The following is a 24,571-nucleotide window of genomic DNA, read 5'->3' on the forward strand; positions in this document are numbered from 1 at the left end:
CCGGCCCCGGCCCGCACCCCAACCCGAGGAGGAAGATCCCGATGAACCGCTACACGACCCTTCGCCGCGCGCTGCTCGCCGTCGGCGCCGCCGCGGCGCTGCCGCTGGCCGCGCAGGCGCAGTCCAGCGTCACGCTGGCCGGCCTGATCGACATGAGCGCCGGCCAGTCCAAGCCCGTCGGCGCCGCCGACAAGATCTGGGGCGTCGACAACGGCAACATGACGACGAGCTGGTTCGGCTTCGAGGGCAGCGAAGACCTGGGCGGCGGCCTGTCGGCGGTCTTCATGGTGCAGTCGTTCCTGCGCGCCGACACCGGCGCGTCGGGCCGCTTCGGCGGCGACGCCTTCTGGGCGCGCAACGCCTTCGTCGGCCTGGCCAGCAAGAGCCTGGGCAAGGTCACCGTCGGCCGCAACACCACGCCCTTGTTCGTGACCACGCTGCTGTTCAACGCCTTCGGCGATTCGTTCGGCTACTCGCCCAGCATCCGCCACTACTTCACCAGCGGCACGACCACCGGCGACACGGGCTGGAACGACTCGGTGCTCTACACCAGCCCCAGGTTCGGCGGCGCGACGCTGCAGCTCATCGTCGCCGCGGCCGAGACCGGCAGCAACGGCCGCAACCACGGCGCCAACCTGGGCTGGGGCGCCGGCGCGTTCAACGCCGCGCTGTCGTGGCAGGACGTGAAGAAGAACGGCGCCGGCCCGGTGGACGACACCAAGACCTGGCAGGCGGCGGCCTCCTACGACTTCGGCGCCGCCAAGCTGTTCGGCCAGTTCGGCAAGGTCGACAACAAGACCAGCGGCAACGAGTACGACATCGCCGGCCTCGGCGCCAGCGTGCCGGTGGGGCAGGGCAAGATCCTCGCGCAGTGGGGCCGGATCAAGCCCGACAGCGGCCCCAAGCGCAAGACCTTCTCGGCCGGCTACGACTACTTCCTGTCCAAGCGCACCGACCTGTACCTGGTCGGCATGAGCGACAAGGTCGACGGGCTGTCCAGCGGCAGCGCCTTCTCGGTCGGCGTGCGGCACCGCTTCTGAGCGGCCGGGCGCGGGGCGGGTCAAGCTCGCGCCTGGGTACGCTGATCGGCGGCCTGTTCAACACCTTTCCGTACGCCAGCTTCTCGCAGAACGAGGGCCTGGTCGGTGGAAGACCGCGCGGGGCTCAGCGCGGATGCGAACCGCGTGACGCGAAGGCGACCGGCTGCGCGCCGCGCTGTGCCGGCGCCGGCATCGGCTCGATGAGATCCGCCAGCGTGTAGCGGTCCAGGTTCTCCATGAATGCCATCAGGCTGCCGTGCAGCACGCCGGTCAGGCGGCATTGGCCGCTGAGCGTGCAGGCGTTGCCGGTGGCGAAGCACTCCACCATCGCGAAGTCGGGCTCCATCGCGCGCACCACGTCGCCGATGCCGATCTCGGCGGGCGGCCGCGCCAGCCGCATGCCGCCGCCGCGGCCGCGCAGGGTCTCGAGAAAACCCGCCAGCGCGAGCTGGTGCGTGATCTTCATCAAGTGCGCTTCCGAGATGCCGTACACCTGCGCGATCTCGGCGATCGTGCACAGCCGGCCGCCGTGCTGGCCGACGTGCATCAGCAGGCGCAGCGAGTAGTCGGTCATCGCGGTCAGGCGCATCGGGGCTTCGTGCGGAAGGTGGCGGGCTTGCGCATTCTCAAGCCGCGCGGCGGCGCGGCGCGGTTCGCAAAAGATATACTTGATCTGAATCTTAAACGCAGGATCGAGCTCAGGAAAAAGTCGAGAGGCGATGGCCAAGCGCTTCCCCATCCACCCGGCGCACCCCGAGCGCAACTGCTGGGGCTGCGAGCGCTACTGCGCCGCCGACGCGATGCTGTGCGGCAACGGCTCGGAGCGCACGCAGCACCCGGTGGAACTGTTCGGCGACGACTGGACGCTCGAACCCGGCGAGGATCAGCCCTTGGACGGCACCGGCGTGCCGGCCGGCTGAGCGCCGGGCGCGGCCGACGGCGCCACGGCGGGTGCGCGCATCACGCGCGTCCTGCCGCCGGTGGTGACGAGGATCACCGCGTCGCCCGGGTTGAAGGGCTCGCTGCCCTTGGCCTGCACGATGGCGCGGCGTTCGCCGTTGCGCAGTTGCACGAGGATCTCCAGCGCCTCCTCGCGCGTGCCGGCGCGCTCTATCGTGTTGCCGATCACGGCGCCGGCCACCGCGCCGAGCACGCCGATGGCGACCGCCTCGCGGCTGCCGCCCACCGACGAGCCGGCCACGCCGCCGATCACCGCGCCCGAGGTGCCGCCGATGCCGCTCTGGCTGCCGTCGACCACCACCGGGCGCACCGTCAGCACGGTGGCGTCCTGCACCTGCGACAGGCGCTGCGCGTCGGCGCGCTGGATCACGTCGGGGTTGGAGGTGGCGCAGGCCGTCAGCGCGGCCAGGGCGACGAGGGAAAGCAGCTTCTTCATGGTGGGGAACTCCACGGGGAACAGGCGGCGCAACGCCCGCCCGGGGCTGCGCGTTGACCGATGGAGGCGCACTGTACGCGGGTGGTTCCGCGCCGGCGTGTAAAGAAGGGCGTCGGCCCCGGTCAACCGTGAAGGCGGCTCGAACGCGGCACGCTGGCGAGCAGGAACTCCATCTGGTCGGCCAGGATGCGCCGGCCGCGCAGGATCATGTCTTCGTGCAGGCTGGGCACGTAGGGCAGGTACAGCAGGCCCATGCGCGCCTCTTCGGGCAGGCGGTTGCCCTTGCGGCCGTTGCAGGGCCGGCAGGCGGTGATGCAGTTCATCCAGCTATCGTGCCCGCCGCGCGAGGTGGGCACGATGTGCTCGCGCGTCAGTTCGTCGAAGGGCAGGCGGTGGCCGCAGTAGGCGCAGACCTGGCGGTCGCGCGCGAACAGCTTGGGGTTGGACAGCGCCGGCGTCTGCCGCCAGGCCTTGCTCGGCACCGCGCCGCGCACCGCGATGATGGGGTGCACCTCGATGCGGCTTTGCAGCCCGGTGCGGCGCTGCACGCCGCCGCGCAGCACGTAGAAGGTGTCGCCCAGCGTCCAGGCCACGCCGTCGCTGGCGTACAGCACCGCGGCCTCCTTGGCCGAGATCCACGCCTGCGGGCGCCCGGAAACGTCGAGCTGCAACACATCCATGATTCGATGAGCGTATCGCATCCGCCGCATTCCGCTCAAGTCGCGGGCGTGACGCCGTCGTCTAGGGGCCAAAGCCTAGAAATACCGTGGGGCCGTTGGGCGCGCGCGGGTGCTTTTCTGCAAAATAGAACGATCGTTCGTTTCAAATTCCTTCCACCGTCGATGGCCGAACCCCCGACCCCCGTCCGAACGCTGCACAAAGGCCAGCAGACCCGCGCCGCCATCCTGGACGCGGCGCTGGCGCTGGCCTCGCACATGGGTCTGGAAGGGCTGTCGATCGGCGCGCTGGCCGAGATCACGGGCATGAGCAAGTCGGGCGTGTTCGCCCACTTCGGCTCGCGCGACGAGTTGCAGATCGCCGTGGTGCGCGAGTACCACCACAAGTTCGAGGAAGAGGTCTTCTACCCGGCGCTGCGCGAGCCGCGCGGGCTGCCGCGCCTGCGCGCGCTGTTCGACAACTGGGTGCGCCGCGTCGCGGTGGAGATCGATTCGGGCTGCATCTACATCAGCGGCGCGGTCGAGTTCGACGACCGGCCCGGCCCGGTGCGCGACGCGCTGGTCACGATGGTGCAGGCCTGGCAGGACGCGCTGGAGCGCGCCATCCGCATCGCCATCGAGGAGGGCCATCTCGAACCCGACACCGACCCGCGCCAGATGCTGTTCGAGGTGCACGGCCTGATCCTCGCGCTGCACCACGACGCGCGCTTCCTGCGCCGCCCGGGCGCGGTGGAGCGCGCCACGCAGGTCTTCCGCCGCGTGCTCGAGAACCATGCCGTGCCCGGCGCACTCGAAGCCACGTCCCCCCCGGCCCGCAGGCGCGGCGCAAGCGCGCGCGCGGCCCGTTCCTGAATCACCGTTCCCGGAGAGCCGAGCCATGCCCAGCTACACCCCGCCCCTGCGCGACATGCAGTTCGTGATGCACGAGGTGCTCAAGGTCGTCGACGAGCTGAAGATGCTGCCGGCGCACGCCGACATCGACGCCGACACCATCAACGCCGTGCTGGAAGAAGGCGGCAAGTTCGCCGCCGAGGTGATCGCGCCGCTGAACCAGAGCGGCGACGCCGAGGGCTGCACGCTCGACAAGGCCACGCACGCCGTCAGCGCGCCCAAGGGCTTCAGGGAAGCCTATGCGAAGTACGTCGAGGGCGGCTGGCCGGCGCTCTCCTGCGACCCGGCCTACGGCGGCCAGGGCCTGCCGCACGTGGTGAACCAGAGCTTCTACGAGATGCTCAACTCGGCCAACCAGGCCTGGACCATGTACCCCGGCCTGTCGCACGGCGCCTACGAGGCGCTGCACGCGCACGGCTCCGAGGCGCAGAAGGCGCTGTACCTGCCCAAGCTGACCAGCGGCCAGTGGACCGGCACGATGTGCCTGACCGAGCCGCACTGCGGCACCGACCTGGGCCTGCTGCGCACCAAGGCCGAGCCGCAGCCCGACGGCACCTACAAGATCACCGGCCAGAAGATCTTCATCTCGGCCGGCGAGCACGACCTGGCCGAGAACATCGTGCACCTGGTGCTGGCCCGCCTGCCCGACGCGCCGGCCGGCTCCAAGGGCATCTCGCTGTTCGTGGTGCCCAAGTTCCTGCCCCAGGCCGACGGCACGCCGGGCGAGCGCAACGCCATCTTCTGCGCCGCGCTGGAGCACAAGATGGGCATCCACGGCAACGCCACCGCGCAGATCGTGCTCGAGGGCGCCACCGGCACGCTGGTCGGCGAGCCGAACAAGGGCCTGGCCGCGATGTTCGTGATGATGAACGCGGCGCGCCTGGGCGTGGGCATGCAGTCGCTCGGCCTGACCGAAGTGGCCTACCAGAACGCCGTGGCCTACGCCAAGGAGCGCATCCAGATGCGCGCGCTGTCGGGCGCGAAGAACCCCGACAAGCCGGCCGACACCATCATCGTGCACCCCGACGTGCGCAAGATGCTGCTGACCGCGCGCGCCTACGCCGAGGGCGGCCGCGCGCTGGCGATGTGGACCACGCTGATGCTCGACAAGGAACTCGCCAGCGACGACGAGGACGAGCGCAAGGAGTGCGCCGACTTCGTCGCGCTGGTCACGCCCATCGTCAAGGCCTTCTTCACCGACAACGCCTGGATCGCGACCTCGCACTGCCTGCAGGTGTTCGGCGGCCACGGCTACATCCGCGAATGGGGCATGGAGCAGTTCGTGCGCGACGCGCGCATCAACATGATCTACGAGGGCACCAACACCATCCAGTCGCTCGACCTGCTGGGCCGCAAGGTGCTGGGCGACAGCGGCAAGAAGCTGAAGAAGTTCGGCAAGCTGGTGCAGGAGTTCGTCGAGGAGGAAGGCACCAGCGAGGCGATGCAGGAGTTCGTCAACCCGCTGGCCGACCTGGGCGACAAGCTCACCAAGCTGACCACCGAGATCGGCATGAAGGCGATGGGCAACGCCGACGAGGTGGGCGCCGCCGCGGTGGACTACCTGCGCGTGTGCGGCCACCTGGTGTTCGCCTACTTCTGGGCGCGCATGGCCAAGGTGGCGCTGGCGAAGAAGGATTCGGGCGACCCGTTCTACACCGCCAAGCTGGCGACGGCGCGCTTCTACTATGCGAAGCTGCTGCCCGAGACCGCCGGGCTGATCCGAAGCTGCCGCGCCGGCCTGGCCCCGCTGATGGAGATGGACGAGGCGCTGTTCTGAACCTGCCACCCGAGGAGACAACGACGATGAACAAGAAGATCGCCACCGCCCTGGCCGCGCTCGCCGCGGCGCTCGCGCCCGTGGCCGCGCTGGCCCAGGCCGCCACGCCGGTGGGCCTGTGGAAGACCATCGACGACGAGAGCAAGGCCGAGAAGTCGCTGGTGCGCATCAGCGAGGCGGGCGGCGTGCTGACCGGCCGCATCGAGAAGATCCTCGATCCGGCCAGGCAGAACGAGGTGTGCGACAAGTGCACCGACGAGCGCAAGGGCAAGCCGATGCTCGGCCTGGCCATCATCCGCAACGCCCGCCACGACAGCGCCGACGCCAGCGTCTGGACCGGCGGCGACATCACCGACCCCAACAACGGCAAGACCTACCGCCTGCGGCTCAAGCCGCTGGCCGAAGGCAAGCAACTGGAGGTGCGCGGCTACATCGGCCCGTTCTTCCGCAACCAGACCTGGATCCGCGTGGAGTGAACAACATGAATCGTTTCAACGTTCGCAAGGTGGCCGTGCTCGGCGCCGGCGTGATGGGCGCGCAGATCGCCGCCCATCTGGTCAACGTCAAGGTGCCGGTGGTGCTGTTCGACCTGCCGGCCAAGGAAGGGCCGAAGAACGGCATCGTCAGCAAGGCCGTCGAGGGGCTGAAGAAGCTCAAGCCCGCGCCGCTGGGCGTGCCCGAGGACGCCGCCTTCATCGAGCAGGCCAACTACGAAGAGCACCTCGACAAGCTCAAGGAGTGCGACCTGATCATCGAGGCCATCGCCGAGCGCATGGACTGGAAGCTCGACCTGTACAAGCGCATCGCCCCGGCGGTGGCGCCGCACGCGATCGTCGCCTCCAACACCTCGGGGCTGTCGATCACCAAGCTCAGCGAAGCGCTGCCCGAGGAGATCAAGCCGCGCTTCTGCGGCATCCACTTCTTCAACCCGCCGCGCTACATGTACCTGGTGGAGCTGATCCCGACGCCGACGACGCGGCCGGAGATCCTCGACCAGCTCGAGAGCTTCGTCACCAGCAGCGTCGGCAAGGGCGTGGTGCGCGCCAAGGACACGCCGAACTTCATCGCCAACCGCGTCGGCATCGCCGGCATGCTGGCCACGATCAAGGAGGCCGAGGCCTTCGGCCTGAGCTACGACGTCGTCGACGACCTCACCGGCAAGAAGCTCGGCCGCGCCAGCAGCGGCACCTTCCGCACCGCCGACGTGGTGGGCCTGGACACGATGGCGCACGTCATCAAGACGTTGCAGGACAACCTGAAGGACGACCCGTTCTACGACACCTACGGCACGCCGCCGGTGCTGGCCAAGCTGATCGAGCAGGGCGCGCTCGGCCAGAAGAGCGGCGCGGGTTTCTACAAGAAGGTCGGCAAGGACATCCTGCGCCTCGATCCGGCCAAGGGCGACTACGTGCCCGTGGGCGGCAAGGCCGAGCCCATCGTCGAGCGCATGCTGAAGAAGGCGCCGGCCGAGCGGCTCAAGCTGCTGCGCGAATCGACGAATCCGCAGGCGCAGTTCCTGTGGGCCATCCTGCGCGACGGCTTCCACTACGCCGCGGTGCACCTGGCCGACATCGCCGAGAGCGCGCGCGACGTCGACTTCGCGATGCGCTGGGGCTTCGGCGTGCAGCAAGGCCCGTTCGAGCTGTGGCAGCAGGCCGGCTGGAAGCAGGTGGCCGGGTGGATCCAGGCCGACATCGAGGCCGGCAAGGCCTTGAGCAAGGCGCCGCTGCCGGCCTGGGTGTTCGACGGTCGCGACGGCGTGCACACCGCCGAAGGCTCGTGGAGCCCGAGCCAGGGCAGGTACGTGCCGCGCAGCGGCCTGGCCGTCTACCAGCGCCAGCACTTCCCCGAGAACGTGGCGGGCTCCGGCGCGGTGGCGCCGCTGCAGGCCGGCACCGAGGTCTTCAAGAACGAGGAGCTGCGCGCCTGGACGCTGGACGGCGAGGTGCTGATCGCCAGCATCACCGCCAAGCTGCACCTGATCAGCCCGACCGTCACCGAGGGCCTGCACAAGGCGCTCGACCTGGCCGAGGCCGGCTACAAGGGCCTGGTGATCTGGTCGCCCGACGACGTGTTCTCCGCCGGCGCCAACCTCGAGGCGCTGATGCCGGTGTTCATGAAGAGCGGCAGCAAGGGCATCGCCCCCGAGGAGAAGAAGCTGCAGGACCTGATGCTGCGCATCCGCTACGCGCAGGTGCCGGTGGTGTCGGCGATCCGCGGCATCGCGCTGGGCGGCGGCTGCGAGCTGGCGGTGTACTCGGCGCGCCGCGTCGCGGCGATGGAGTCGTACATGGGGCTGGTGGAAGTCGGCGTCGGCCTGGTGCCGGGCGGCGGCGGCCTGACCTACATCGCGCGCCGTGCCGCCGAGATGGCGGCGGCCGGCAACGCCAACGCCGACATCTTCAAGTTCCTCACCGACGGCTTCACCAACGCCGCGATGGCCAAGGTGGGCACCAGCGCGATCGAGTCGCGCAAGCTCGGCTACCTGCTGTGGAGCGACGTGATCGTGCCCAACAAGGACGAGCTGCTCTTCGTGGCGATCCAGCAGGCGCGCGCGATGGCCGACAGCGGCTGGCGCGCGCCGGCCAGGTCGCTGTTCCCGGTGGCAGGCCGCTCGGGCATCGCCACGATCAAGGGCCAGCTCGCCAACATGCGCGACGGCGGCTTCATCAGCGAGCACGACTTCCACATCAGCGCGCTGATCGCCGATGTGGTCTGCGGCGGCGAGGTGGAAGCCGGCTCGCTGGTCAGCGAGGAGTACCTGATGGCGCTCGAGCGCAAGCACTTCTGCGCGCTGCTCGACAACGCCAAGACCCAGGAACGCATCATGGGCATGCTGCAAACCGGCAAGCCGGTGAGGAATTGACCCACCCCCGTAGCGCCTTCGGCGCTCCCCCTCGAGGGGGCGCCGCCGGCGGCCCGGCAAAGCCGGTTCCGCGGCGGCCGCTTGACAAGACACCAGGAGATTCGTGATGAGCAAGCAAGTGCAAGACGCCTACATCGTCGCCGCCACCCGCACGCCGATCGGCAAGTCGGGCCGGGGCTACTTCAAGAACACGCGGCCGGACGACCTGCTGGTCGCCGCGGTGCAAAGCGCCTTGAAGCAGGTGCCGACGCTGGACCCGAAGGCGATCGAGGACGCGGTGATCGGCTGCTCCTTCCCCGAAGCCGAGCAGGGCATCAACATGGCGCGCGTCGCGATGGTGCTGGCCGGGCTGCCCAATACCGTGGGCGGCGTGACCGTCAACCGCTTTTGCGCCTCGGGCCTGACCGCGCTGCAGATGGCGGCCGACCGCATCCGCGTCGGCGAGGCCGACGTGATGATCGCCGGCGGCGCGGAGTCGATGAGCATGGTGCCGATGGGCGGCAACAAGCCCTCGTTCAACCCGGCGATCTTCGCCAAGGACGAGAACGTCGGCATCGCCTACGGCATGGGCCTGACGGCGGAGAAGGTGGCCGAGCAGTGGAAGGTGTCGCGCGAGGCGCAGGACCAGTTCGCGCTGGCCTCGCACCAGAAGGCGCTCAAGGCGATGGCGGCGGGCGAGTTCACGGCCGAGATGACGCCGGTTGAGATCGTCGAGCGCTTCCCCAACCTCGCCACCGGCGAGGTCGGCGTGAAGACGCGCACGGTGAACCTCGACGAAGGCGCGCGCCCCGACACCTCGCTGGAAGGCCTGGCCAAGCTGCGGCCGGTGTTCGCCGCCAAGGGCAGCGTCACCGCCGGCAACAGCTCGCAAACCAGCGACGGCGCGGGCGCACTGATCCTCGCTTCCGAGAAGGCCGTCAAGCAGTTCGGCCTGAAGCCGCTGGCGCGCTTCGTCAGCTTCGCGGCGCGCGGCGTGCCGCCGGAGATCATGGGCATCGGCCCGATCGAGGCGATCCCGGCGGCGCTGCGCGCGGCCGGGCTGAAGCTCGACGACCTCGGCTGGATCGAGCTGAACGAAGCCTTCGCGGCGCAGGCGCTGGCGGTGATCAACACGGTCGGGCTCGACCCCGCCAAGGTCAACCCGATGGGCGGCGCGATCGCGCTCGGCCACCCGCTGGGCGCCACCGGCGCGATCCGCGCGGCGACCGTCGTGCACGCGCTGCACCGCCACAACCTGAAGTACGGCATGGTCACGATGTGCGTCGGCATGGGGCAGGGCGCCGCCGGCATCATCGAACGGGTCTGAACCCCGTATGCATCCCGTTCGGGCTGAGCCCTTCGACAAGCTCAGGGCGAACGGATACCGCCCGCATGAGGAGACACGCATGAGCATCAAGACCGCCACGCTGAACGGCGTGGCCACCATCGAGATCGCGCGGCCCGAGAAGAAGAACGCGCTGACGATCGCGATGTACCAGGCGATGGCCGACGCGCTGAACGCCGCACAGGCCGACGCGGCGGTGCGCGCCGTGCTGATCACCGGTCAGCCGGGCATCTTCACCAGCGGCAACGACATCGAGGACTTCATGAGCCGCCCGCCGGGCAGCGGCAGCGGCCACGCCGACTCGCCGGTGTTCCAGTTCATGCGCGCGCTGCTGGGCGTCGACAAGCCGGTGGTGGCCGCCGTCACCGGCGCGGCGATCGGCATCGGCACGACGCTGCTGCTGCACTGCGACCTGGTCTACGTGTCCGACGAGGCGCGCCTGGCGATGCCTTTCGTCAGCCTCGGCCTGGTGCCGGAGTTCGCTTCCAGCCTGGTCGTGCCGCGCCTGCTCGGCAACGTCAAGGCGGCCGAGAAGCTGCTGCTGGGCGACCCGTTCTCGCCCGCGGAGGCGGTGGAGGCGGGCATCGCCAACGCGGTGCTGCCGGCCGGCGAGGTGGTGAACCACGCGCGCCGCGTGGCCGAGCGCTTCAACGCGCTGCCGCCCGGCGCGGTGCGCGAGACCAAGAAGCTGCTGCGCCGCGCCGGCGCCGACGAGGTGCTGAAGACCATCGCCGTCGAAGGCGAACTGTTCGGCGCGCGGCTGCGCAGCCCCGAGGCGATGGAAGCCTTCCAGGCCTTCTTCCAGAAGCGCAAGCCGGATTTCTCGAAGTTCTCCTGAAGCCCCGACGAAGAGCGCTTCGGGCATGTCGCTGACGCTCAAGCTGGCCCTCGCGCCGCTGCTGGTGGCGCAGGCGGTGGCGACGCGCCGGCGCGCGCCGCGCTTGCCCGAGGCCGAGGGCGCGCGGCAAGGCCAGGTGGGCGAGGGCGAGCGGCTCGCGCTGCTGATCGTCGGCGACTCGTCGGCCGCCGGCGTCGGCGTGGCGACGCAGGACGCGGCGCTGGCCGGCCACCTGACGCGCGCGCTCGCCGCCGAGGCGCGCCGCCGCGTGCACTGGCGGCTCGTCGCGCAAAGCGGCATCACCAGCGCGCGGGCGCTCGAACTGCTGCGCCGCGAACGAGCCGGGCCGGCGCAGATCGCGGTGGCGGTGCTGGGCGTCAACGACGTGATCGACCAGGTGAGCCCGGCGCGCGCCGTGCGCCAGCGCGCCGCGCTGGCCGACTGGCTGCGCCAGTCCGCCGGCGTGCGCCACGTGGTGTTCGCGCCGCTGCCGCCGCTGCACCGCTTTCCGCTGCTGCCGCAGCCGCTGCGGCGCGTGCTGGGCGACGACGCGCGCCGCCACGACGAGGCGCTGGCGCGCTGGGCGGCGACGCGCGAGGATGTCTCGCACGTGCCCATCGAACTCGCGCTCGGCCCCGAGCACATGGCCGACGACGGCTTCCACCCCGGCGAGCCGGTCTATCGCGCCACCGGCGAGGCGCTCGCACACTTCATCGCACGACGATTGATCACGGAGACAGCACCATGAGCCTGAAGGACAAGACCCTCTTCATCACCGGCGCCTCGCGCGGCATCGGCCTGGCGATCGCGCTGCGCGCGGCGCGCGACGGCGCCAACGTCGTCATCGCCGCCAAGACGGCCGAGACCAACCCCAAGCTGCCCGGCACCATCCACAGCGCGGCCGCCGAGATCGAGGCCGCCGGCGGACGCGCGCTGGCTTTGCAGACCGACATCCGCGACGAGGCCAACGTGCTCGCCTCCGTCGAGCAGGCGGTGGCGCGCTTCGGCGGCATCGATATCCTGGTGAACAACGCCAGCGCGATCAGCCTGACGCCGACCGACGCGACGCCCATGAAACGCTTCGACCTGATGTTCGGCGTCAACGTGCGCGGCACCTACCTGTGCACGCAGGCCTGCCTGCCGCAGTTGATCCGCTCGGCGCAGGCCGGGCGCAACCCGCACGTGCTGAACATGTCGCCGCCGCTGTCCATGCGCGAGCACTGGTTCGCGCCGCACGTGGCGTACACGATGGCCAAGTACGGCATGAGCGAATGCACGCTGGGCCACGCCGGCGAATTCCGCAAGCACGGCATCGCCGTCAACAGCCTGTGGCCGCGCACCGCGATCGCCACCGCGGCCTTGCAGATGATCCCGGGCGTCGAGGTCGGCAGATGCCGCAAGCCGGAGATCCTGGCCGACGCGGCCTGGCACGTCCTGACCAGCGACGCCAGGACCACCACCGGCAACTTCTTCATCGACGACATGCTGCTGGCGCAGCACGGCGTGACGGATTTCGAGCGCTACAGCGTGGCGCCGGGCAACCGCGACTTCATCCCGGACTTCTTCGTGGATTGACCCACCGGCGCATACTCGCGCCATGGCGCTCCCGCACGCACGTTCCGGCGAGGTGGTCGATGTCCAGCCGCTGGGCGCTCGTCTGGCCAGCGGGAAGACGGCCGCGCTGTTCAAGTCCGAGGATCTGGAACTGATGCGCCTCGTGCTGCCGGCGGGCAAGGCGCTGCCGCCGCACCGCGTGCCCGGCGAGATCACGATCCAGTGCATCGAGGGTGCGCTGGAGGTCGGCGTGGAAGACGGCTCGCACGTCCTGCGCGCCGGGCAACTGCTGTACCTTCGCGGCGGCGTCACGCACGGCGTGCGCGCGCTGCAGGATTGCTCGGCCCTCGTCACCATCGCGCTGCGCAAGCAGCCGTCGTGAACACGAACGGCCCGATTGCGTGGCAGTATCGGCGGCTGCCAACCCGGAGAGCCTTCGCGTGTTCCGATTTTTCGAGCGTCTCGTCGACCCCCATCCCGATGCCGAGCCCGGCGAGCCGCCCAGCAGCCTGATCGCGTTCATCTGGCACTGCACCGCGGGCATGCGCCCGCACATCGCGCTGATGACGGCCGCCACCGCGGTGATCGGCGTGTTCGAGGCGGCGCTGTTCGGCTTTCTCGGCAAGGTGGTCGACTGGCTGTCGCAGGCCACGCCCGCCACGCTGTTCAGCCAGCACGGCGCTTCGCTCGTGCTGCTGGCCGCGGTGCTGGCGGCCAGCGTGGCGCTGGTGGCCTTGCAGACGCTGATCAAGCACCAGTCGCTGGCGGGCAACTTCCCGATGCGGCTGCGCTGGAACTTCCACCGCCGCATGCTCGGCCAGAGCATGGCCTTCTACCAGGACGAGTTCGCCGGCCGCGTCTCGGCCAAGGTGATGCAGACCGCGCTGGCGGCGCGCGACGTGGTGCTTCTGGTCGCCGACATCCTGGTCTTCGTGGTGATCTATTTCGTCACCATGGTGATCATGGCGGGCAGCTTCGACGCCTGGCTGCTGCTGCCCTTCCTCGGCTGGATGCTGCTGTACGGCATCGCCACCGCCTATTTCGTGCCGCGCCTGGCCAAGGTGGCGCAGGCGCAGGCCGATGCGCGCTCGCTGATGACCGGGCGCATCACCGACGCCTACACCAACATCGCCACCGTCAAGCTGTTCTCGCACGCGCGGCGCGAGGCCGGCTACGCGCGCTCGGCGATGGAGGAGTTCCTCGTCACGGTGCACGGCCAGATGCGCCTGGTCAGCGGCTTCGAGATCGTCAACCATGCGCTGTCGATGGCGCTGGTGGCCGGCACCACCGCGATGGCGCTGTGGCTGTGGACACGCGGCCAGGTCGGCGCCGGCGCGGTGGCGGCGGCCACCGCGATGGCGCTGCGCCTGAACGGCATCTCGCACTGGATCATGTGGGAACTGGCGTCCCTCTTCGAGCACGTCGGCACGGTGCAGGACGGCATCAACACGCTGGCGCGGCCACACCGCGTGGTCGACCGGCTTGGCGCGCAGCCGCTCGCGGTGACGCGCGGCGAGATCCGCTTCGAGGCGGTCGACTTCGACTACGGCCGCGCACGCGACGCGCAGAGCGCCGCACCGCGCGTGATCGAGACGCTCTCGCTCGTGATCCGTCCGGGCGAGAAGATCGGCCTGGTGGGCCGCTCCGGCGCGGGCAAGTCGACCATCGTCAACCTGCTGCTGCGCTTTCACGACATCGAGGCCGGCCGCATCCTGATCGACGGCCAGGACATCGCCGGCGTGACGCAGGATTCGCTGCGCGCGCAGGTCGGCATGGTGACGCAGGACACCTCGCTGCTGCACCGCTCGGTGCGCGACAACATCCTCTACGGCCGGCCCGACGCCGACGACGCGCAGATGATCGCGGCGGCGCGGCGCGCCGAGGCGCACGAGTTCGTGCAGGGCCTGACCGACCCCAAGGGCCGCCAGGGCTACGACGCGCACGTCGGCGAGCGCGGCGTGAAGCTCTCCGGCGGGCAGCGCCAGCGCATCGCGATCGCGCGCGTGATGCTCAAGGACGCGCCCATCCTGCTGCTCGACGAGGCCACCAGCGCGCTCGACAGCGAGGTGGAATCCGCCATCCAGGCGAGCCTGTACCGGCTGATGGAGGGCAAGACGGTGGTGGCGATCGCGCACCGCCTGTCGACCATCGCCGCGATGGACCGGCTGATCGTGCTCGACAAGGGCCGCATCGTCGAGGAGGGCGACCACCGTAGCCTGCTGGCGCGCGGCGGCATCTACGCGCGGCTGTGGGCGCACCAGAGCGGCGGTTTTCTCGGCGAGGACGTGGGCGACGAGGACGAACTGGTGCCGGCTTGAGCCTTCGGGCCAGGGGCTTTCGCGAGGTAGGGATTCGCGCCGGGCGCTTGTTTCGGCACAGTGCGCGCCTCGTCCACAGCCCAGACCGCTTCCCGATGGCCACGATGACCTACCGCTTCGCCCACCGCCTCGCGCCTGGCACGCCCAGCGCGCCCCGGGACGAGCGGCCGCGCATCGCGGTGGCCGGCGCGGCCGGAGCGACCGGCCAGCATGCGGTGCGCCAGGCGCTCGCGCTGGGGCACCGCGTCACCGCGCTGGTGGCCGAGCCGGCGCGCTGGGCGCTGGCGCACGAGGCGCTGGACGTGGTGCGGGCCGATCCGCTCGAACCCGACAGCCTGCACGGCGTGCTGGCCGGCCACGACGCGGTGCTGTGCACCGTCGGCCACCAGCCCGAATCGCCCGGGGCGCGCGGCGCGCGGCGTGCGCCGCCGCAGGCGGCACGGGCCACGCGCCACCTCGTCGCGGCGATGGGCGAGGCCGGCGTGTCGCGCCTCGTGCTGATGGGCGCGGCCGGCGTCGGCAGCTCGGTGGCCGCCGGCAGGCTCGGCCTGGGCCGCTGGCTGCACTGGCTGCTGCCCGAGGTGATGGCCGACAAGGAGCGCCAGGAGGCACTGGTGCGCGGCAGCGCGCTGCGCTGGACGGTGCTGCGTCCCGCGCGGCTGTCGCACGCGCCCTCGGGCACCGACGTGTGCATCGGCGAGAACCTGCGCTGGGGCTGGCGCGCGATCCCGCGCGAAGACCTGGCCGCGCTGATGGTGCGGCTGGCCACCGACGGCGCGTCGGTGGGCAAGGTGCTGACGGTGGCCTGAGCGTCGCGTGACGCGCTTCACGCCCGTCTGGGGGGATGGGTCCCCCTCGTCATCGGGTCGCGCTGTCGGCGCGTTTCCTACACAGTGCATCGAAGCAGGCAGACAGAGGATCGCGGCGGACATCCCTGGCGAGCGCTTCGCGCACTGTCTACCTTGTCGTCGTGTGAACCGCTGTTGCAGGAGACCGCAACGTGAACACTGCCAAGATGCCCCTGACGGCGCTGTGCGGCTACGAGCTGCGCTTCCAGTCGCTGTTCAACGAGGGCCGCGCGCTGGCCTTCCCCTGCGATGCCGAGGGCCATGTCGACCTGGATGCGCTCAGCGAGCGCGCCCGCGGCAACTACCTCTACGCGCGCGCCGTCGTCGGGCGCGAGTACGCGACGCCGGCCGTGCAGCGCTGCCACTGACGCTGCCGCACGCGGCGCTCAGCGCCCGGGTGCCTTGCGCAACTGGGCGAGCAACTGCGCCGTGGCGCGCGACAGCCGCGTGTCTTCCTTCGCGGCGGCCTGCTCGGCGCTCAGCGCCTCCAGCACGGCCAGCGCCTCTTCCTGCCGGCCGGCGCGTGCGCCCAGCAGCGCCAGCGCGAAGCGCAGCAAGGGCCGGCGCTCGGCCACCAACTGCTCCTGCGGATACAGCCATTCCAGCGTCGCCAGCGCATCGGCGGGGCTCAGGAAACTCAGCAACTGCTCGCGCTCGGGCTCGGGCGCCAGCAGCCCCCAGTCGATCAGGCGGCGCCACACCAGGTCGCGCTGCGTGGGGTCGGGCTGTTCGCCGGCGGCGCGCATCTGGTTGAGCACTTCCAGCGCATAACCGTTCAGCTCGGCGCGCAGCGAGGCGATCGCGAACTGCATGCGGCGCAGCCAGGGCCGTTCGCGCGCGCCCTTGGCGGCCGTCTCCAGGTGTTGGCGCGCCGCGGCGTCGAGCGCGCCCGTCTGCCAGACCAGCCAGTGGGCCCACATCGTGTGGGCGTAGACGTTGCCGGCGTCGTCGGCCAGCGCGCGGCGGTACAGCGCCGCGGGGTCGACCGTGGCGCCGCCGTCGCGGCCGCGCAGGAAGTCGGCCCAGCCCAGGTGCGCCTGCAGGTCGGCGCGGCGTTCGCCGCTGGCAAACGCCAGGCCCTGCGTCAGCACGGGCTGGATGGGCGCCACCAGCGCGCCGAAGCTGGCCGTGTCGCCGGCCACGCGCGCCTCGCGCAGCCAGCGCATGCCGCAGTCCTCGCGGGCGACGCGCAGCGCGTCGTCGGCGGGGCGCCTGTCGGCCATCGCCTCGAACTGCTTCCAGGCCACGGCGTGGTTGCCCGCTTCGCACAACTGCACCGCCGCGCCGAGTTCGGCGGCTTCGTGTTCGAGCCGCGCGCGTTCGGCGGCGCGCTGCTGCTCGACGCGCTGCTGCACGATGAAAAGCGCGCCCGCCAGCAGCGCCAGCGTCACCGCGCCGATCAGCCAGCCCCACAGCGGCATGCGGCTGCGCAGGCGCGCCACCGCGGCCACCGTCTCGGCCACCAGGTCGCCCTTGGGGCTCAGCAGCGTTACCGCGCGCAGGTAGGGTGGGATGTCCTCGATCGGCGTGGGCTGCGCCAGCACCGGCAGCACGTGGCCGCCGGGGCGGCGCCAGCGGCGCTGCGCGATGTCCAGCTCGGACAGCGCGTAGCTGCCCGGGCGGATGGCGCGCGGCGTGATCAGGAACACCATCGCGTCGGCCGCCGCGATGGCCTCGCGAAGCATCTCGTGGTAGGGCTCGCCTTCCTTCAGTTCGGCGCGGTCGGTGAAGACGTCGTGGCCTTCGGCTTCGAGCGCCAGGCGCAGGCGCTCGGCCAGGTCTTTCTGGTCGGACGAATAAGAGACGAACAGCTTCACGGGACGCAGCGAAACGGAGGCTCGAAGGGGCGTGCGATTGTGGTGCGCATCGGCGGGTGGCGCAACGCGGCTACGATGCACGCTCGCGGCGCCGCCGCCCATCCCTATCCACGCTGCTCGATCCCCCATGGCCACCAGCCTGCTCGCCCTGCTCGACGACATCGCCAGCGTGCTCGACGACGTGGCCGTGCTGTCCAAGCTGGCGGCCAAGAAGACCGCCGGCGTGCTCGGCGACGATCTCGCGCTGAACGCGCAGCAGGTCAGCGGCGTCAGCGCCGAGCGCGAGCTGCCGGTGGTGTGGGCCGTGGCCAAGGGCTCGCTGGTGAACAAGGCGATCCTGGTGCCGGCGGCGCTGGCCATCAGCGCCTTGCTGCCGGCGCTGATCACGCCGCTGCTGATGGTGGGCGGCGCCTTCCTGTGCTTCGAGGGCTTCGAGAAGATCGCCCACAAGCTGCTGCACGACGCGCACGAGGACGAGGCGCGCAAGACCGAGCTGTCGCGGGCGCTGCTCGACCCCTCGGTCGACCTGATGGCGCTGGAGAAGGACAAGGTCAAGGGCGCGGTGCGCACCGACTTCATCCTCTCGGCCGAGATCATCGCGATCACGCTCGGCACCGTGGCCGGCGAGCCGCTGGCGACGCAGGCCGTGGTGGTGGCCGGCATCGCGCTGCTGATGACGGCGGGCGTCTACGGCGTCGTCGCCGGCATCGTCAAGCTCGACGACCTCGGCCTGTGGCTGACGCGCAGCGCGGCCGGCGCGGCGCGTGCGCTGGGCCGCGCCATCCTGAACGCCGCGCCCTGGCTGATGAAGCTGCTGTCGATCGCCGGCACGGCGGCGATGTTCCTCGTCGGCGGCGGCATCCTGGTGCACGGCATCGCGCCGCTGCACCACGCCATCGAGGCCTGGGCGAATGGTTTCGGCGCGGTGGCCGGGCTGCTGTCGGCGCTCGCCAACGGGCTGCTCGGCGTCGTCGCCGGCGCGCTGGTGCTCGCGGGCGTGAGCTTGTTCCGGCGTTTGACGGGTGCGCGCGGCGTCCGCCCGGAATAATGCGGGACAACGACAACGATTGGAGGAGACACCGTGCAGCGCATTCCGACGAGACAAGGCCTGGCCGCCGTGCTGATCGGCGCCACGATCGCCGTCGCCGCGCAGGCCGCGCCCACCAGCACCAAGTTCGAGCCGAAGCTCGAGGTGCAGGGCAGCACGCTGCAGCTCAACGGCGCGGGCACGCGCTTCAGGGCGATCTTCAAGGTGTACGACATGGGCCTGTACACGACGAAGAAGGTGTCCAGCGCCGCCGAGCTGCTGGCGCTGCCAGGGCCGAAGCGGCTGCAGTTCACCGCGCTGCGCGAGTTGCCCGGCACCGACCTGGGCCGGTTGTTCATCAAGGGCATGAACGACAACTCGCCCAAGGACCGCGTGCAGCGCCACGCGCTGGCGAGCATGCGGCTGATCGAGGTGTTCTCGGGCCGCTCGAAGATGCTGCCGGGCGAATCCTTCGCGATGGAGTTCGCGCCGGGCAAGGGCACGACCTTCTACATCCTCGGCAAGCCGCAGGGCGAACCCGTCGGGGACGACGAGTTCTTCCAGATGGTGCTGAAGATCTGGGTCGGCGAGTCGCCGGCCGACACGCACTTGCGCGACGCGCTGCTCGGCCTGGACAAGGAGTAGGGTGCCGCCGCGCTCAGCGCGCGCCGGCCAGCCACAGCGCCAGCGCCGCCCAGTGCAGCGCCACCGTGACCCAGTAGGCCTTGCGGAACGACGGCTTGGCCGACTTGTGGCGCAGCAGGCGCTGCGCCAGCCAGGCGCCGGGCCAGCCGCCGACCAGGCCGGCGGCGTGCAGCACCACTTCGGGCGTGCGCCGGGCGCCGCGCTGCGCCGCGAACTTGTCGCGCCAGTAGAGGTAGAAGGCCAGCACGCTCAGCAGCGGCACCGACAACGCCAGCGGCACCGGCAGGCGCTGCGTCCAGGCGGCCCAGGCCAGCACGCCCAGGTACAGCGGCACCAGCAGCGCCATCACGCGCATCTCGACGCGCACGTGGGGCGGCGGCGGCGCGCGCCGGCTGCCGTCGCGCCGGCGCGGCAGCTCGGGCGGCAGGCCGCGGCGCGGGTCGACGTAGTCGAGCGGCGCCAGCGCCATCGCGCGCGGCCCCTTGCCGCCGACGTGGATCTCCTCGTAGCGCACCTGCAAGCCTTCGCTCGGCGCGGTGCTGCCGCCGCGGAAGTCGCGGATGTGGAAGAACACGTCCGCTTCGACCGTGGCAGCGGCGGCGGCGCGCACGAAGCCGTAGCCGCGCTCGGCGTCCCAGCGAACGATGGTGCCCTGCTTGTTCATGCGGCGTGGATGCTGCCAGCGTGCGGAGCGATGCCGTGTAGCCCGGCGTAGCCGGTGTAGCCGCGTGTAGCGTTCAGCCGCGCGGCGCCGCGCCGCGCGGCGCGAGCGCGTCGAGGTCGTCGAAGTAGTCCGACGACACCGGTTCGAGCTGCGGCATCGCCGCCGCGAAGGCGTCGCCCTCGCTGATCACCTCCACCATCTCGGGCACCGGCAGCATGCGCTTGCCGTGCGGGCCGAGCGTGTCCTCCTCGGCTTCCGCGCCCTGCTCGCGGAAGAGGGCGCGCACTTCGGCCGGGCTCGGAAGCGCCTCGGCATTCCATTGCAGCACGCGCACGCCGGCGGCCTGCAGCACCTGCGTCATGCGCTCGTGGCGGCGGATGCTGCGCTCGGACTGGCCACCGGTGCGGATGTCGACCACCGCCACCACCCGTGAGCTCTTGTCACACACCAGCAGGTCGACCGTCAGCCGGCCGACGCGCGTCAGCCAGTCGCTGTACGAGTGGCGCGTCGGCACGCTGATGAAACGCGCCAGCGGCACCTGCGCCAGCACCAGCCGGTTCGGCATGGCCCGGCGCATCAGGTCGTAGGCCTGGCGCTCGGGCAGCGTCAGCACACGCACCGCCTGCGGCGTCCATGCCTGCACGGTGTCGAGCGGCGCATCGGCCTGCGCCGCCTTGCCGCTCTTGCCGTTCTTGCGCTTGCCCGACGGCCGGCTGCCGCGGCGGCGCGCCCAGACCCAGGCCAGCAGCAGTGCGGAGACGGTCAGCGCGCCGATGAAATTGATGTCCAGCATGGCCACGGCCGCGTGCGGCGAACGAAGGGTTGGAAACGCGCCCAGCGTAGCCTTGCGCGCCGGCGCCGGGTCGATCGAGAAGCGGCACGATTTCACGCTTGAAAGAGGGATAGGCGCGCACCGGGCGCTGTCGCGGTCCGGCCCCTTCCATGCGCAGTATTTCGTGGAAGCGCACGATCGTGGGCCGCGCCGTCCGCACGGCGGGGCGATCCGTGGCACGCTCGACGCCGTCGCTTCGTTCATCCGATCATGGCCGCCTCCCGCAACACCGCTTCCTCCGCTGCGTCGCGCCCCGCCCATCGGCTGCGCGAATTGCTGCAACGCCCGCTCAAGCTCGAACTGCGCGGCGCGCAACTGCACGTCGTGCTGGCCGACAAGGCCGAACGCCGCCCCGAGGCGCCCGCCGGCGCGTCGGCCGGCGAGATGCTGCGCCGCGGCCACGCCGAACTGGGCGAGCTGCTGCGCCGCCACCCCGAGACGCGCCAGCTGATGCGGCACCTGGCCTTCACCGAGGCGCAGATCGGCCGCTTCGGCAGCCGCGCGCTCAAGCTCGAGATCCCGGTGCCGGTGCTGCGCAAGGCGCTGGAGCAGTTCGACCTGCTCTTGCAGGGCGCGCCCAGCGAGGCCCTGGCCTGCCTGCGCGCGCGCATCGCCGAGACGGTGGAAGTGCGCGGCCGCGCCCTCGAGATCGACGAGGACACCGAGACGCGCCCCGGCAGCCTGGAAGTGATCGAAGCCTCGCACTCGCTGTTCGACGAGATGGAGCGGAGCTGGACCGGCCACGTTCCGCTGGACAACAGCGCGGAATCCCCCGCACGCTGAGACGGCTCCGAACGGAGTAAGGTGAGCGCCTGGCGCGGCCCCGCCGCGCGGGAGACGCTCATGACGCGCTCGCTGCATCGCATCCTCGCCCTCGCCGCCACGTTCTGGCTGGCCGCCTGCGCCGCCCCCGCGCCGCCCGCCGAGGGCCTGTTCGACGACACGCTGTTCGCCCCGCCCGCGCAGCCCGTGGATGCGGGCGCGGTGTTCGCGCTGTCCGATGCGATGCGGCGCTACCTCGACGAAGACCTGGCGCGCGAGGTGCGCCGCAAGGGCGCGCGCGCCGCGCTGATCGACGCGCTGTATGCGCCGGACCGGCTGCGCCTGGACTACGACGCGCAGCGCACCCGCAGCGCCGCCGAGGCCTTCGAGGCGCGCAGCGGCAACTGCCTGTCGCTGGTGATCATGAGCGCCGCGCTGGCGCGCCACCTCGGCCTGCCGGTGCAGTTCCACAGCGTGCACACCGACGCCGGCTGGGGCCGCAGCGGCGACCTGCTGGTCAGCAGCGGCCACGTCAACCTGACGCTGCGCCACCCGGGCGGCGACGAACGCATGCGCTTCGACATCGCCGAGGCGATGCTGATCGACTTCGAGCCGCCGCAGCCCGGCCAGAAGCAGTATTCGCGCGGCATCACCGAGGCCACGCTGCTGGCGATGTACATGAACAACCGCGCCGCCGAGTCGCTGGCCGCCGGCGCGGTGGACGACGCCTACTGGTTCGCGCGCGCGGCCATCGCGGCCGACGCGACCTTCCTGCGCGCGCGCAACACGCTGGCGGTGGTCTACCAGCGGCGCGGCGCGTTCGCGCAGGCCGCCCGCGTGCTGGAGCAACTGCTGGCGCTGGAGCCGGCCAACGTGGCGGTGCTGTCCAACCTCGCCAACGCCTACACGAAGCAGGGCCGCGCGGACGATGCCGCCGCCGTGCAGCGGCGCCTGGCGCGCATCGAGCCCGAACCGCCCTACCACTTCTTCCAGCTCGGCCTCGACGCGATGCAGCGGCGCGACTACGCGCGGGCCAAGGCGATGTTCGAGAAGGAGATCGAACGCGCCGCCTACCACCACGAGTTCCACTTCGGCCTGGCGCTGGCGAGCTACGGGCTGGGCGACGTGAAGGAGGCGCGGCGCCAGCTCGGCCTGGCGATGCAGGCCAGCACGCGCGCGGCCGAGCGCGAGCTCTATGCCGGCAAGCTCGAACGCCTCAAGGCGCTGCGGCTCCAGTAGCCGGGCCGGCGAGCCCCCAGATCGCGAGCATGAAGGTCACGACTTCGGCGCGCTCGGCCAGCGCGTCGTAGCGGCCCGAGGCGCCGCCGTGGCCGGCGTCGAGGTTGACGGACAGCAGCACCGGCTCGTCGTCGGTCTTCAGCGAGCGCAGCTTCGCCGCGTACTTGGCGGCCTCCCAGCACGGCACCTGGCTGTCGTTCAGCCCGGCGCGCAGGTACATCGCCGGGTAGGCTGCCGCGCGCAGGTTGTCGTAGGGCGAGTAGCGGCGCATCACCGCGTAGTCGGCCGGCAGCTTGGGGTTGCCCCATTCGAGGAACTCGCCCACCGTCAGCGGCAGCGTCTCGTCGAGCATGGTGTTGATCACGTCGACGAAGGGCACCTCGGCCACCACGGCGCGGAACAGATCCGGCCGCAGGTTCGCCGCCGCCACCAGCAGCCCGCCGGCGCTGCCGCCTTCGACGATGAGCTGCGCCGGCGTGGTCCAGCCCTGCGCCACCAGCGCCTCGGCGCAGGCGACGAAGTCGCTGAAGCTGTTCGGCTTGGCGGCCAGCTTGCCGTCGTCGTACCAGCGCCGGCCGCGGTCGCCGCCGCCGCGCACGTGGGCGATCGCGAACACGACGCCGCGGTCGAGCAGGCTCAGGCGTGACGACGAGAAGTACGGATCGACGGCAATGCCGTAGGCGCCGTAGCCGTACATCAGCAGCGGCTGGGCTTGGCCCCGGCGCAGATCCCGCAGATCGCGCCGCCACACCAGCGACACCGGCACCTCGGTGCCGTCGGCCGCGTGCGCCAGGATCTGCGTGCTGTCGTACCGCGCCGGGTCGTAGCCGCCGAGCACCGGCTGGCGCTTCTTCAGCGTGCGCCGGCCGCTGCGCAGGTCGACGTCGATGATGGAGTAGGGCGTCACCATCGAGGTGTAGGCGACGCGGTAGACCTCGCTGTCGAACTCCTCGTTGACCTGGCCGCCGGCGCTGTAGACCGTCTCGTCGAAGGGGATGTGCCAGTCGCGCCCGATCCGGTCATCCGCCAGCTCGAAGACGCGCAGCTTGAGCGTGCCCAGCTCGCGTTCCTGCACCACCATCCAGCGCTCGAACAGGTCCACGTCTTCCAGCATCACGTCGTCGCGCTGCGCGATCAGTTCGCGCGCGGTCTGCAGCGATGGCGCGTCGGCATCGGTCTCGACGAGGCGGAAGTTGCGCCCGCTGTCGTTGACGAGAAGGTAGAAGCGCCCGTGCCGGTGGTCGAGCGACATCTCGATGCCGCGCCGGCGCGGCAGCACGATGCGCGGCGCCGCGGCCGGATCGTCGGCGGCGACGACGCGCAGCTCGGTGGTGTCCTTGCTGGCCGACGAGATCACGATGAAGCGCTCGTCGCGCGTCTTGCCCAGGCCGAGCCAGAACAGCTCGTCGGATTCTTCGTACAACAGCTCGTCGGGCGTGCCGGCGCCGAGGCGATGCCGCCAGACGCGGTGCGTGCGCCGGGCCTCGTCCTTGCTGAGGTAGTAGAGCGTGCGGCTGTCGTTGCCCCAGGCGGCGTCTTCGGTCTTCTCGATCGCCACCGGCAGGTCGGCGCCCGTGGCGAGCTCGCGCACGCGCAGCGTGTGGTCGAGCGCGCCGGTCTCGTCGAGCGAGTAGGCGAGCAGCGTGTTGTCGGGGCTGAGCTCCAGCGCGCCGAGTTGCAGAAAGGGCTTGCCCTCGGCGAGCGCGTTCAGGTCGAGCATCACCTCCTCGGCCGCGCCGGCCACATCGCGCCGGCGCAGCCAGGTCTCGTACTGGCGGCCCTTCGCGGTGCGGCTCCAGTGCCACCAGCCGTTCTTGCGCCAGGGCAGCTCGTCGTCGTCTTCCTGGATGCGCGCCAGCATCTCGTCGTAGAGCCGCTGCTTCAAGGCCGCGTGCGGCGCGAACCAGGCCTCGGTGTGGGCGTTCTCGGCCTTCAGGTGGGCGATGACCTCGGGGTCGTCGCGCTCGCGCAGCCAGTGCCAGTCGTCGATGCGCGTCTCGCCGTGGATGGAAACGTCCTTGGGGCGGCGCGCGGGGATCGGTGCGGTGCTCGTCAT

At 71.1% G+C, this 24,571-nt stretch carries 25 protein-coding genes; 18 read left to right on the forward strand and 7 right to left on the reverse strand.

Annotation, left to right across the window (positions count from 1 at the left end; translation table 11 throughout):
* The first annotated feature begins 41 nt into the window (after positions 1-41).
* Positions 42-1,040 (forward strand): porin, encoded by a 999-nt coding sequence (locus tag QM792_RS07455; protein WP_415148865.1) that lies wholly within the window; start codon positions 42-44, stop codon positions 1,038-1,040.
* A 124-nt stretch (positions 1,041-1,164) separates the two neighbouring features.
* On the opposite strand, the gene QM792_RS07460 is transcribed toward QM792_RS07455, so the two are convergent.
* The gene (locus QM792_RS07460) at positions 1,165-1,629 is read right to left on the reverse strand and encodes an RrF2 family transcriptional regulator (protein ID WP_415148867.1); all 465 of its coding nucleotides are present in this window, start codon (positions 1,627-1,629) and stop codon (positions 1,165-1,167) included.
* A 130-nt stretch (positions 1,630-1,759) separates the two neighbouring features.
* Here QM792_RS07460 and QM792_RS07465 point away from each other — a divergent pair, with 130 nt between their 5' ends.
* Positions 1,760-1,960 carry a DUF3079 domain-containing protein gene (locus QM792_RS07465; protein ID WP_415148869.1) on the forward strand — a complete coding sequence of 67 codons (201 nt, stop codon included), beginning with the start codon at positions 1,760-1,762 and terminating at the stop codon, positions 1,958-1,960.
* On the opposite strand, the gene QM792_RS07470 is transcribed toward QM792_RS07465, so the two are convergent.
* On the reverse strand, positions 1,924-2,436 hold the full coding sequence (locus QM792_RS07470) for a glycine zipper 2TM domain-containing protein (RefSeq protein WP_415148871.1): 513 nt from the start codon (positions 2,434-2,436) through the stop codon (positions 1,924-1,926). The two genes, QM792_RS07465 and QM792_RS07470, sit on opposite strands and share 37 nt — an antisense overlap.
* 122 nt (positions 2,437-2,558) lie before the next feature.
* On the reverse strand, positions 2,559-3,116 hold the full coding sequence (locus QM792_RS07475; protein WP_415148872.1) for an HNH endonuclease: 558 nt from the start codon (positions 3,114-3,116) through the stop codon (positions 2,559-2,561).
* 162 nt (positions 3,117-3,278) lie between these two features.
* Between QM792_RS07475 and QM792_RS07480 the strand changes: the two genes are divergently transcribed.
* The 12 genes from QM792_RS07480 to QM792_RS07535 all read left to right on the forward strand — a co-directional run bounded on the left by QM792_RS07480 (position 3,279) and on the right by QM792_RS07535 (position 15,897).
* The gene (locus QM792_RS07480; protein WP_415148873.1) at positions 3,279-3,965 is read left to right on the forward strand and encodes a TetR/AcrR family transcriptional regulator; all 687 of its coding nucleotides are present in this window, start codon (positions 3,279-3,281) and stop codon (positions 3,963-3,965) included.
* 25 nt (positions 3,966-3,990) lie between these two features.
* Positions 3,991-5,781: an acyl-CoA dehydrogenase C-terminal domain-containing protein gene (locus tag QM792_RS07485; RefSeq protein WP_415148874.1), complete on the forward strand. Its 1,791-nt coding sequence runs from the start codon at positions 3,991-3,993 to the stop codon at positions 5,779-5,781.
* A 26-nt stretch (positions 5,782-5,807) separates the two neighbouring features.
* Positions 5,808-6,257, forward strand: coding sequence for a DUF2147 domain-containing protein (locus QM792_RS07490; RefSeq protein ID WP_415148875.1), 450 nt, complete (start codon positions 5,808-5,810; stop codon positions 6,255-6,257).
* Between the two features lie 5 nt (positions 6,258-6,262).
* On the forward strand, positions 6,263-8,647 hold the full coding sequence (locus QM792_RS07495) for a 3-hydroxyacyl-CoA dehydrogenase/enoyl-CoA hydratase family protein (RefSeq protein ID WP_415148876.1): 2,385 nt from the start codon (positions 6,263-6,265) through the stop codon (positions 8,645-8,647).
* A 106-nt stretch (positions 8,648-8,753) separates the two neighbouring features.
* Complete coding sequence (locus tag QM792_RS07500; protein WP_415148877.1) at positions 8,754-9,953, forward strand: acetyl-CoA C-acyltransferase; 1,200 nt, start codon at positions 8,754-8,756, stop codon at positions 9,951-9,953.
* Between the two features lie 79 nt (positions 9,954-10,032).
* The gene (locus QM792_RS07505; protein ID WP_415148879.1) at positions 10,033-10,809 is read left to right on the forward strand and encodes an enoyl-CoA hydratase; all 777 of its coding nucleotides are present in this window, start codon (positions 10,033-10,035) and stop codon (positions 10,807-10,809) included.
* A 25-nt stretch (positions 10,810-10,834) separates the two neighbouring features.
* Complete coding sequence (locus QM792_RS07510; protein ID WP_415148880.1) at positions 10,835-11,557, forward strand: SGNH/GDSL hydrolase family protein; 723 nt, start codon at positions 10,835-10,837, stop codon at positions 11,555-11,557.
* Positions 11,554-12,384, forward strand: a complete 831-nt coding sequence (locus QM792_RS07515; protein ID WP_415148882.1) for an SDR family oxidoreductase — start codon at positions 11,554-11,556, stop codon at positions 12,382-12,384. Before QM792_RS07510 ends, QM792_RS07515 begins: the two co-directional genes overlap by 4 nt.
* A 22-nt stretch (positions 12,385-12,406) precedes the next feature.
* Positions 12,407-12,745, forward strand: coding sequence for a cupin domain-containing protein (locus QM792_RS07520; RefSeq protein ID WP_415148883.1), 339 nt, complete (start codon positions 12,407-12,409; stop codon positions 12,743-12,745).
* A gap of 58 nt (positions 12,746-12,803) precedes the next feature.
* A complete protein-coding gene (locus QM792_RS07525; protein WP_415148885.1) occupies positions 12,804-14,681 on the forward strand; it encodes an ABC transporter ATP-binding protein in 1,878 nt (625 codons plus the stop codon).
* A 95-nt stretch (positions 14,682-14,776) separates the two neighbouring features.
* Positions 14,777-15,490 carry an NAD(P)-dependent oxidoreductase gene (locus QM792_RS07530; protein WP_415148887.1) on the forward strand — a complete coding sequence of 238 codons (714 nt, stop codon included), beginning with the start codon at positions 14,777-14,779 and terminating at the stop codon, positions 15,488-15,490.
* Between the two features lie 206 nt (positions 15,491-15,696).
* Positions 15,697-15,897: a hypothetical protein gene (locus QM792_RS07535; protein WP_415151599.1), complete on the forward strand. Its 201-nt coding sequence runs from the start codon at positions 15,697-15,699 to the stop codon at positions 15,895-15,897.
* A gap of 18 nt (positions 15,898-15,915) precedes the next feature.
* Here QM792_RS07535 and QM792_RS07540 read toward each other — a convergent pair whose 3' ends face one another.
* The gene (locus QM792_RS07540) at positions 15,916-17,346 is read right to left on the reverse strand and encodes a toll/interleukin-1 receptor domain-containing protein (RefSeq protein WP_415148889.1); all 1,431 of its coding nucleotides are present in this window, start codon (positions 17,344-17,346) and stop codon (positions 15,916-15,918) included.
* Between the two features lie 127 nt (positions 17,347-17,473).
* Between QM792_RS07540 and QM792_RS07545 the strand changes: the two genes are divergently transcribed.
* Both QM792_RS07545 and QM792_RS07550 read left to right on the forward strand, forming a co-directional pair.
* Positions 17,474-18,394 carry a DUF808 domain-containing protein gene (locus QM792_RS07545; RefSeq protein ID WP_415148890.1) on the forward strand — a complete coding sequence of 307 codons (921 nt, stop codon included), beginning with the start codon at positions 17,474-17,476 and terminating at the stop codon, positions 18,392-18,394.
* A gap of 33 nt (positions 18,395-18,427) precedes the next feature.
* Positions 18,428-19,018 carry a chalcone isomerase family protein gene (locus QM792_RS07550; RefSeq protein ID WP_415148892.1) on the forward strand — a complete coding sequence of 197 codons (591 nt, stop codon included), beginning with the start codon at positions 18,428-18,430 and terminating at the stop codon, positions 19,016-19,018.
* Between the two features lie 13 nt (positions 19,019-19,031).
* Here the strand turns inward: QM792_RS07550 and QM792_RS07555 are convergent, their stop codons facing one another.
* Both QM792_RS07555 and QM792_RS07560 read right to left on the reverse strand, forming a co-directional pair.
* On the reverse strand, positions 19,032-19,682 hold the full coding sequence (locus QM792_RS07555; protein ID WP_415148893.1) for a DUF1294 domain-containing protein: 651 nt from the start codon (positions 19,680-19,682) through the stop codon (positions 19,032-19,034).
* Positions 19,683-19,755: 73 nt separating this feature from the next.
* Positions 19,756-20,475, reverse strand: a complete 720-nt coding sequence (locus QM792_RS07560) for a DUF2726 domain-containing protein (RefSeq protein WP_415148894.1) — start codon at positions 20,473-20,475, stop codon at positions 19,756-19,758.
* A gap of 249 nt (positions 20,476-20,724) precedes the next feature.
* Here QM792_RS07560 and QM792_RS07565 point away from each other — a divergent pair, with 249 nt between their 5' ends.
* Together QM792_RS07565 and QM792_RS07570 are read left to right on the forward strand one after the other, a co-directional pair.
* Complete coding sequence (locus QM792_RS07565) at positions 20,725-21,297, forward strand: hypothetical protein (RefSeq protein WP_415148895.1); 573 nt, start codon at positions 20,725-20,727, stop codon at positions 21,295-21,297.
* A gap of 60 nt (positions 21,298-21,357) precedes the next feature.
* Positions 21,358-22,515 carry a tetratricopeptide repeat protein gene (locus QM792_RS07570; protein ID WP_415148897.1) on the forward strand — a complete coding sequence of 386 codons (1,158 nt, stop codon included), beginning with the start codon at positions 21,358-21,360 and terminating at the stop codon, positions 22,513-22,515.
* Here the strand turns inward: QM792_RS07570 and QM792_RS07575 are convergent.
* On the reverse strand, positions 22,493-24,571 hold the full coding sequence (locus tag QM792_RS07575; protein ID WP_415148898.1) for a S9 family peptidase: 2,079 nt from the start codon (positions 24,569-24,571) through the stop codon (positions 22,493-22,495). The two genes, QM792_RS07570 and QM792_RS07575, sit on opposite strands and share 23 nt — an antisense overlap.

The sequence above is a fragment of the Piscinibacter sp. genome (genome assembly GCF_047600445.1).
In the GTDB taxonomy this organism is placed as follows: Bacteria; Pseudomonadota; Gammaproteobacteria; order Burkholderiales; family Burkholderiaceae_C; genus Piscinibacter.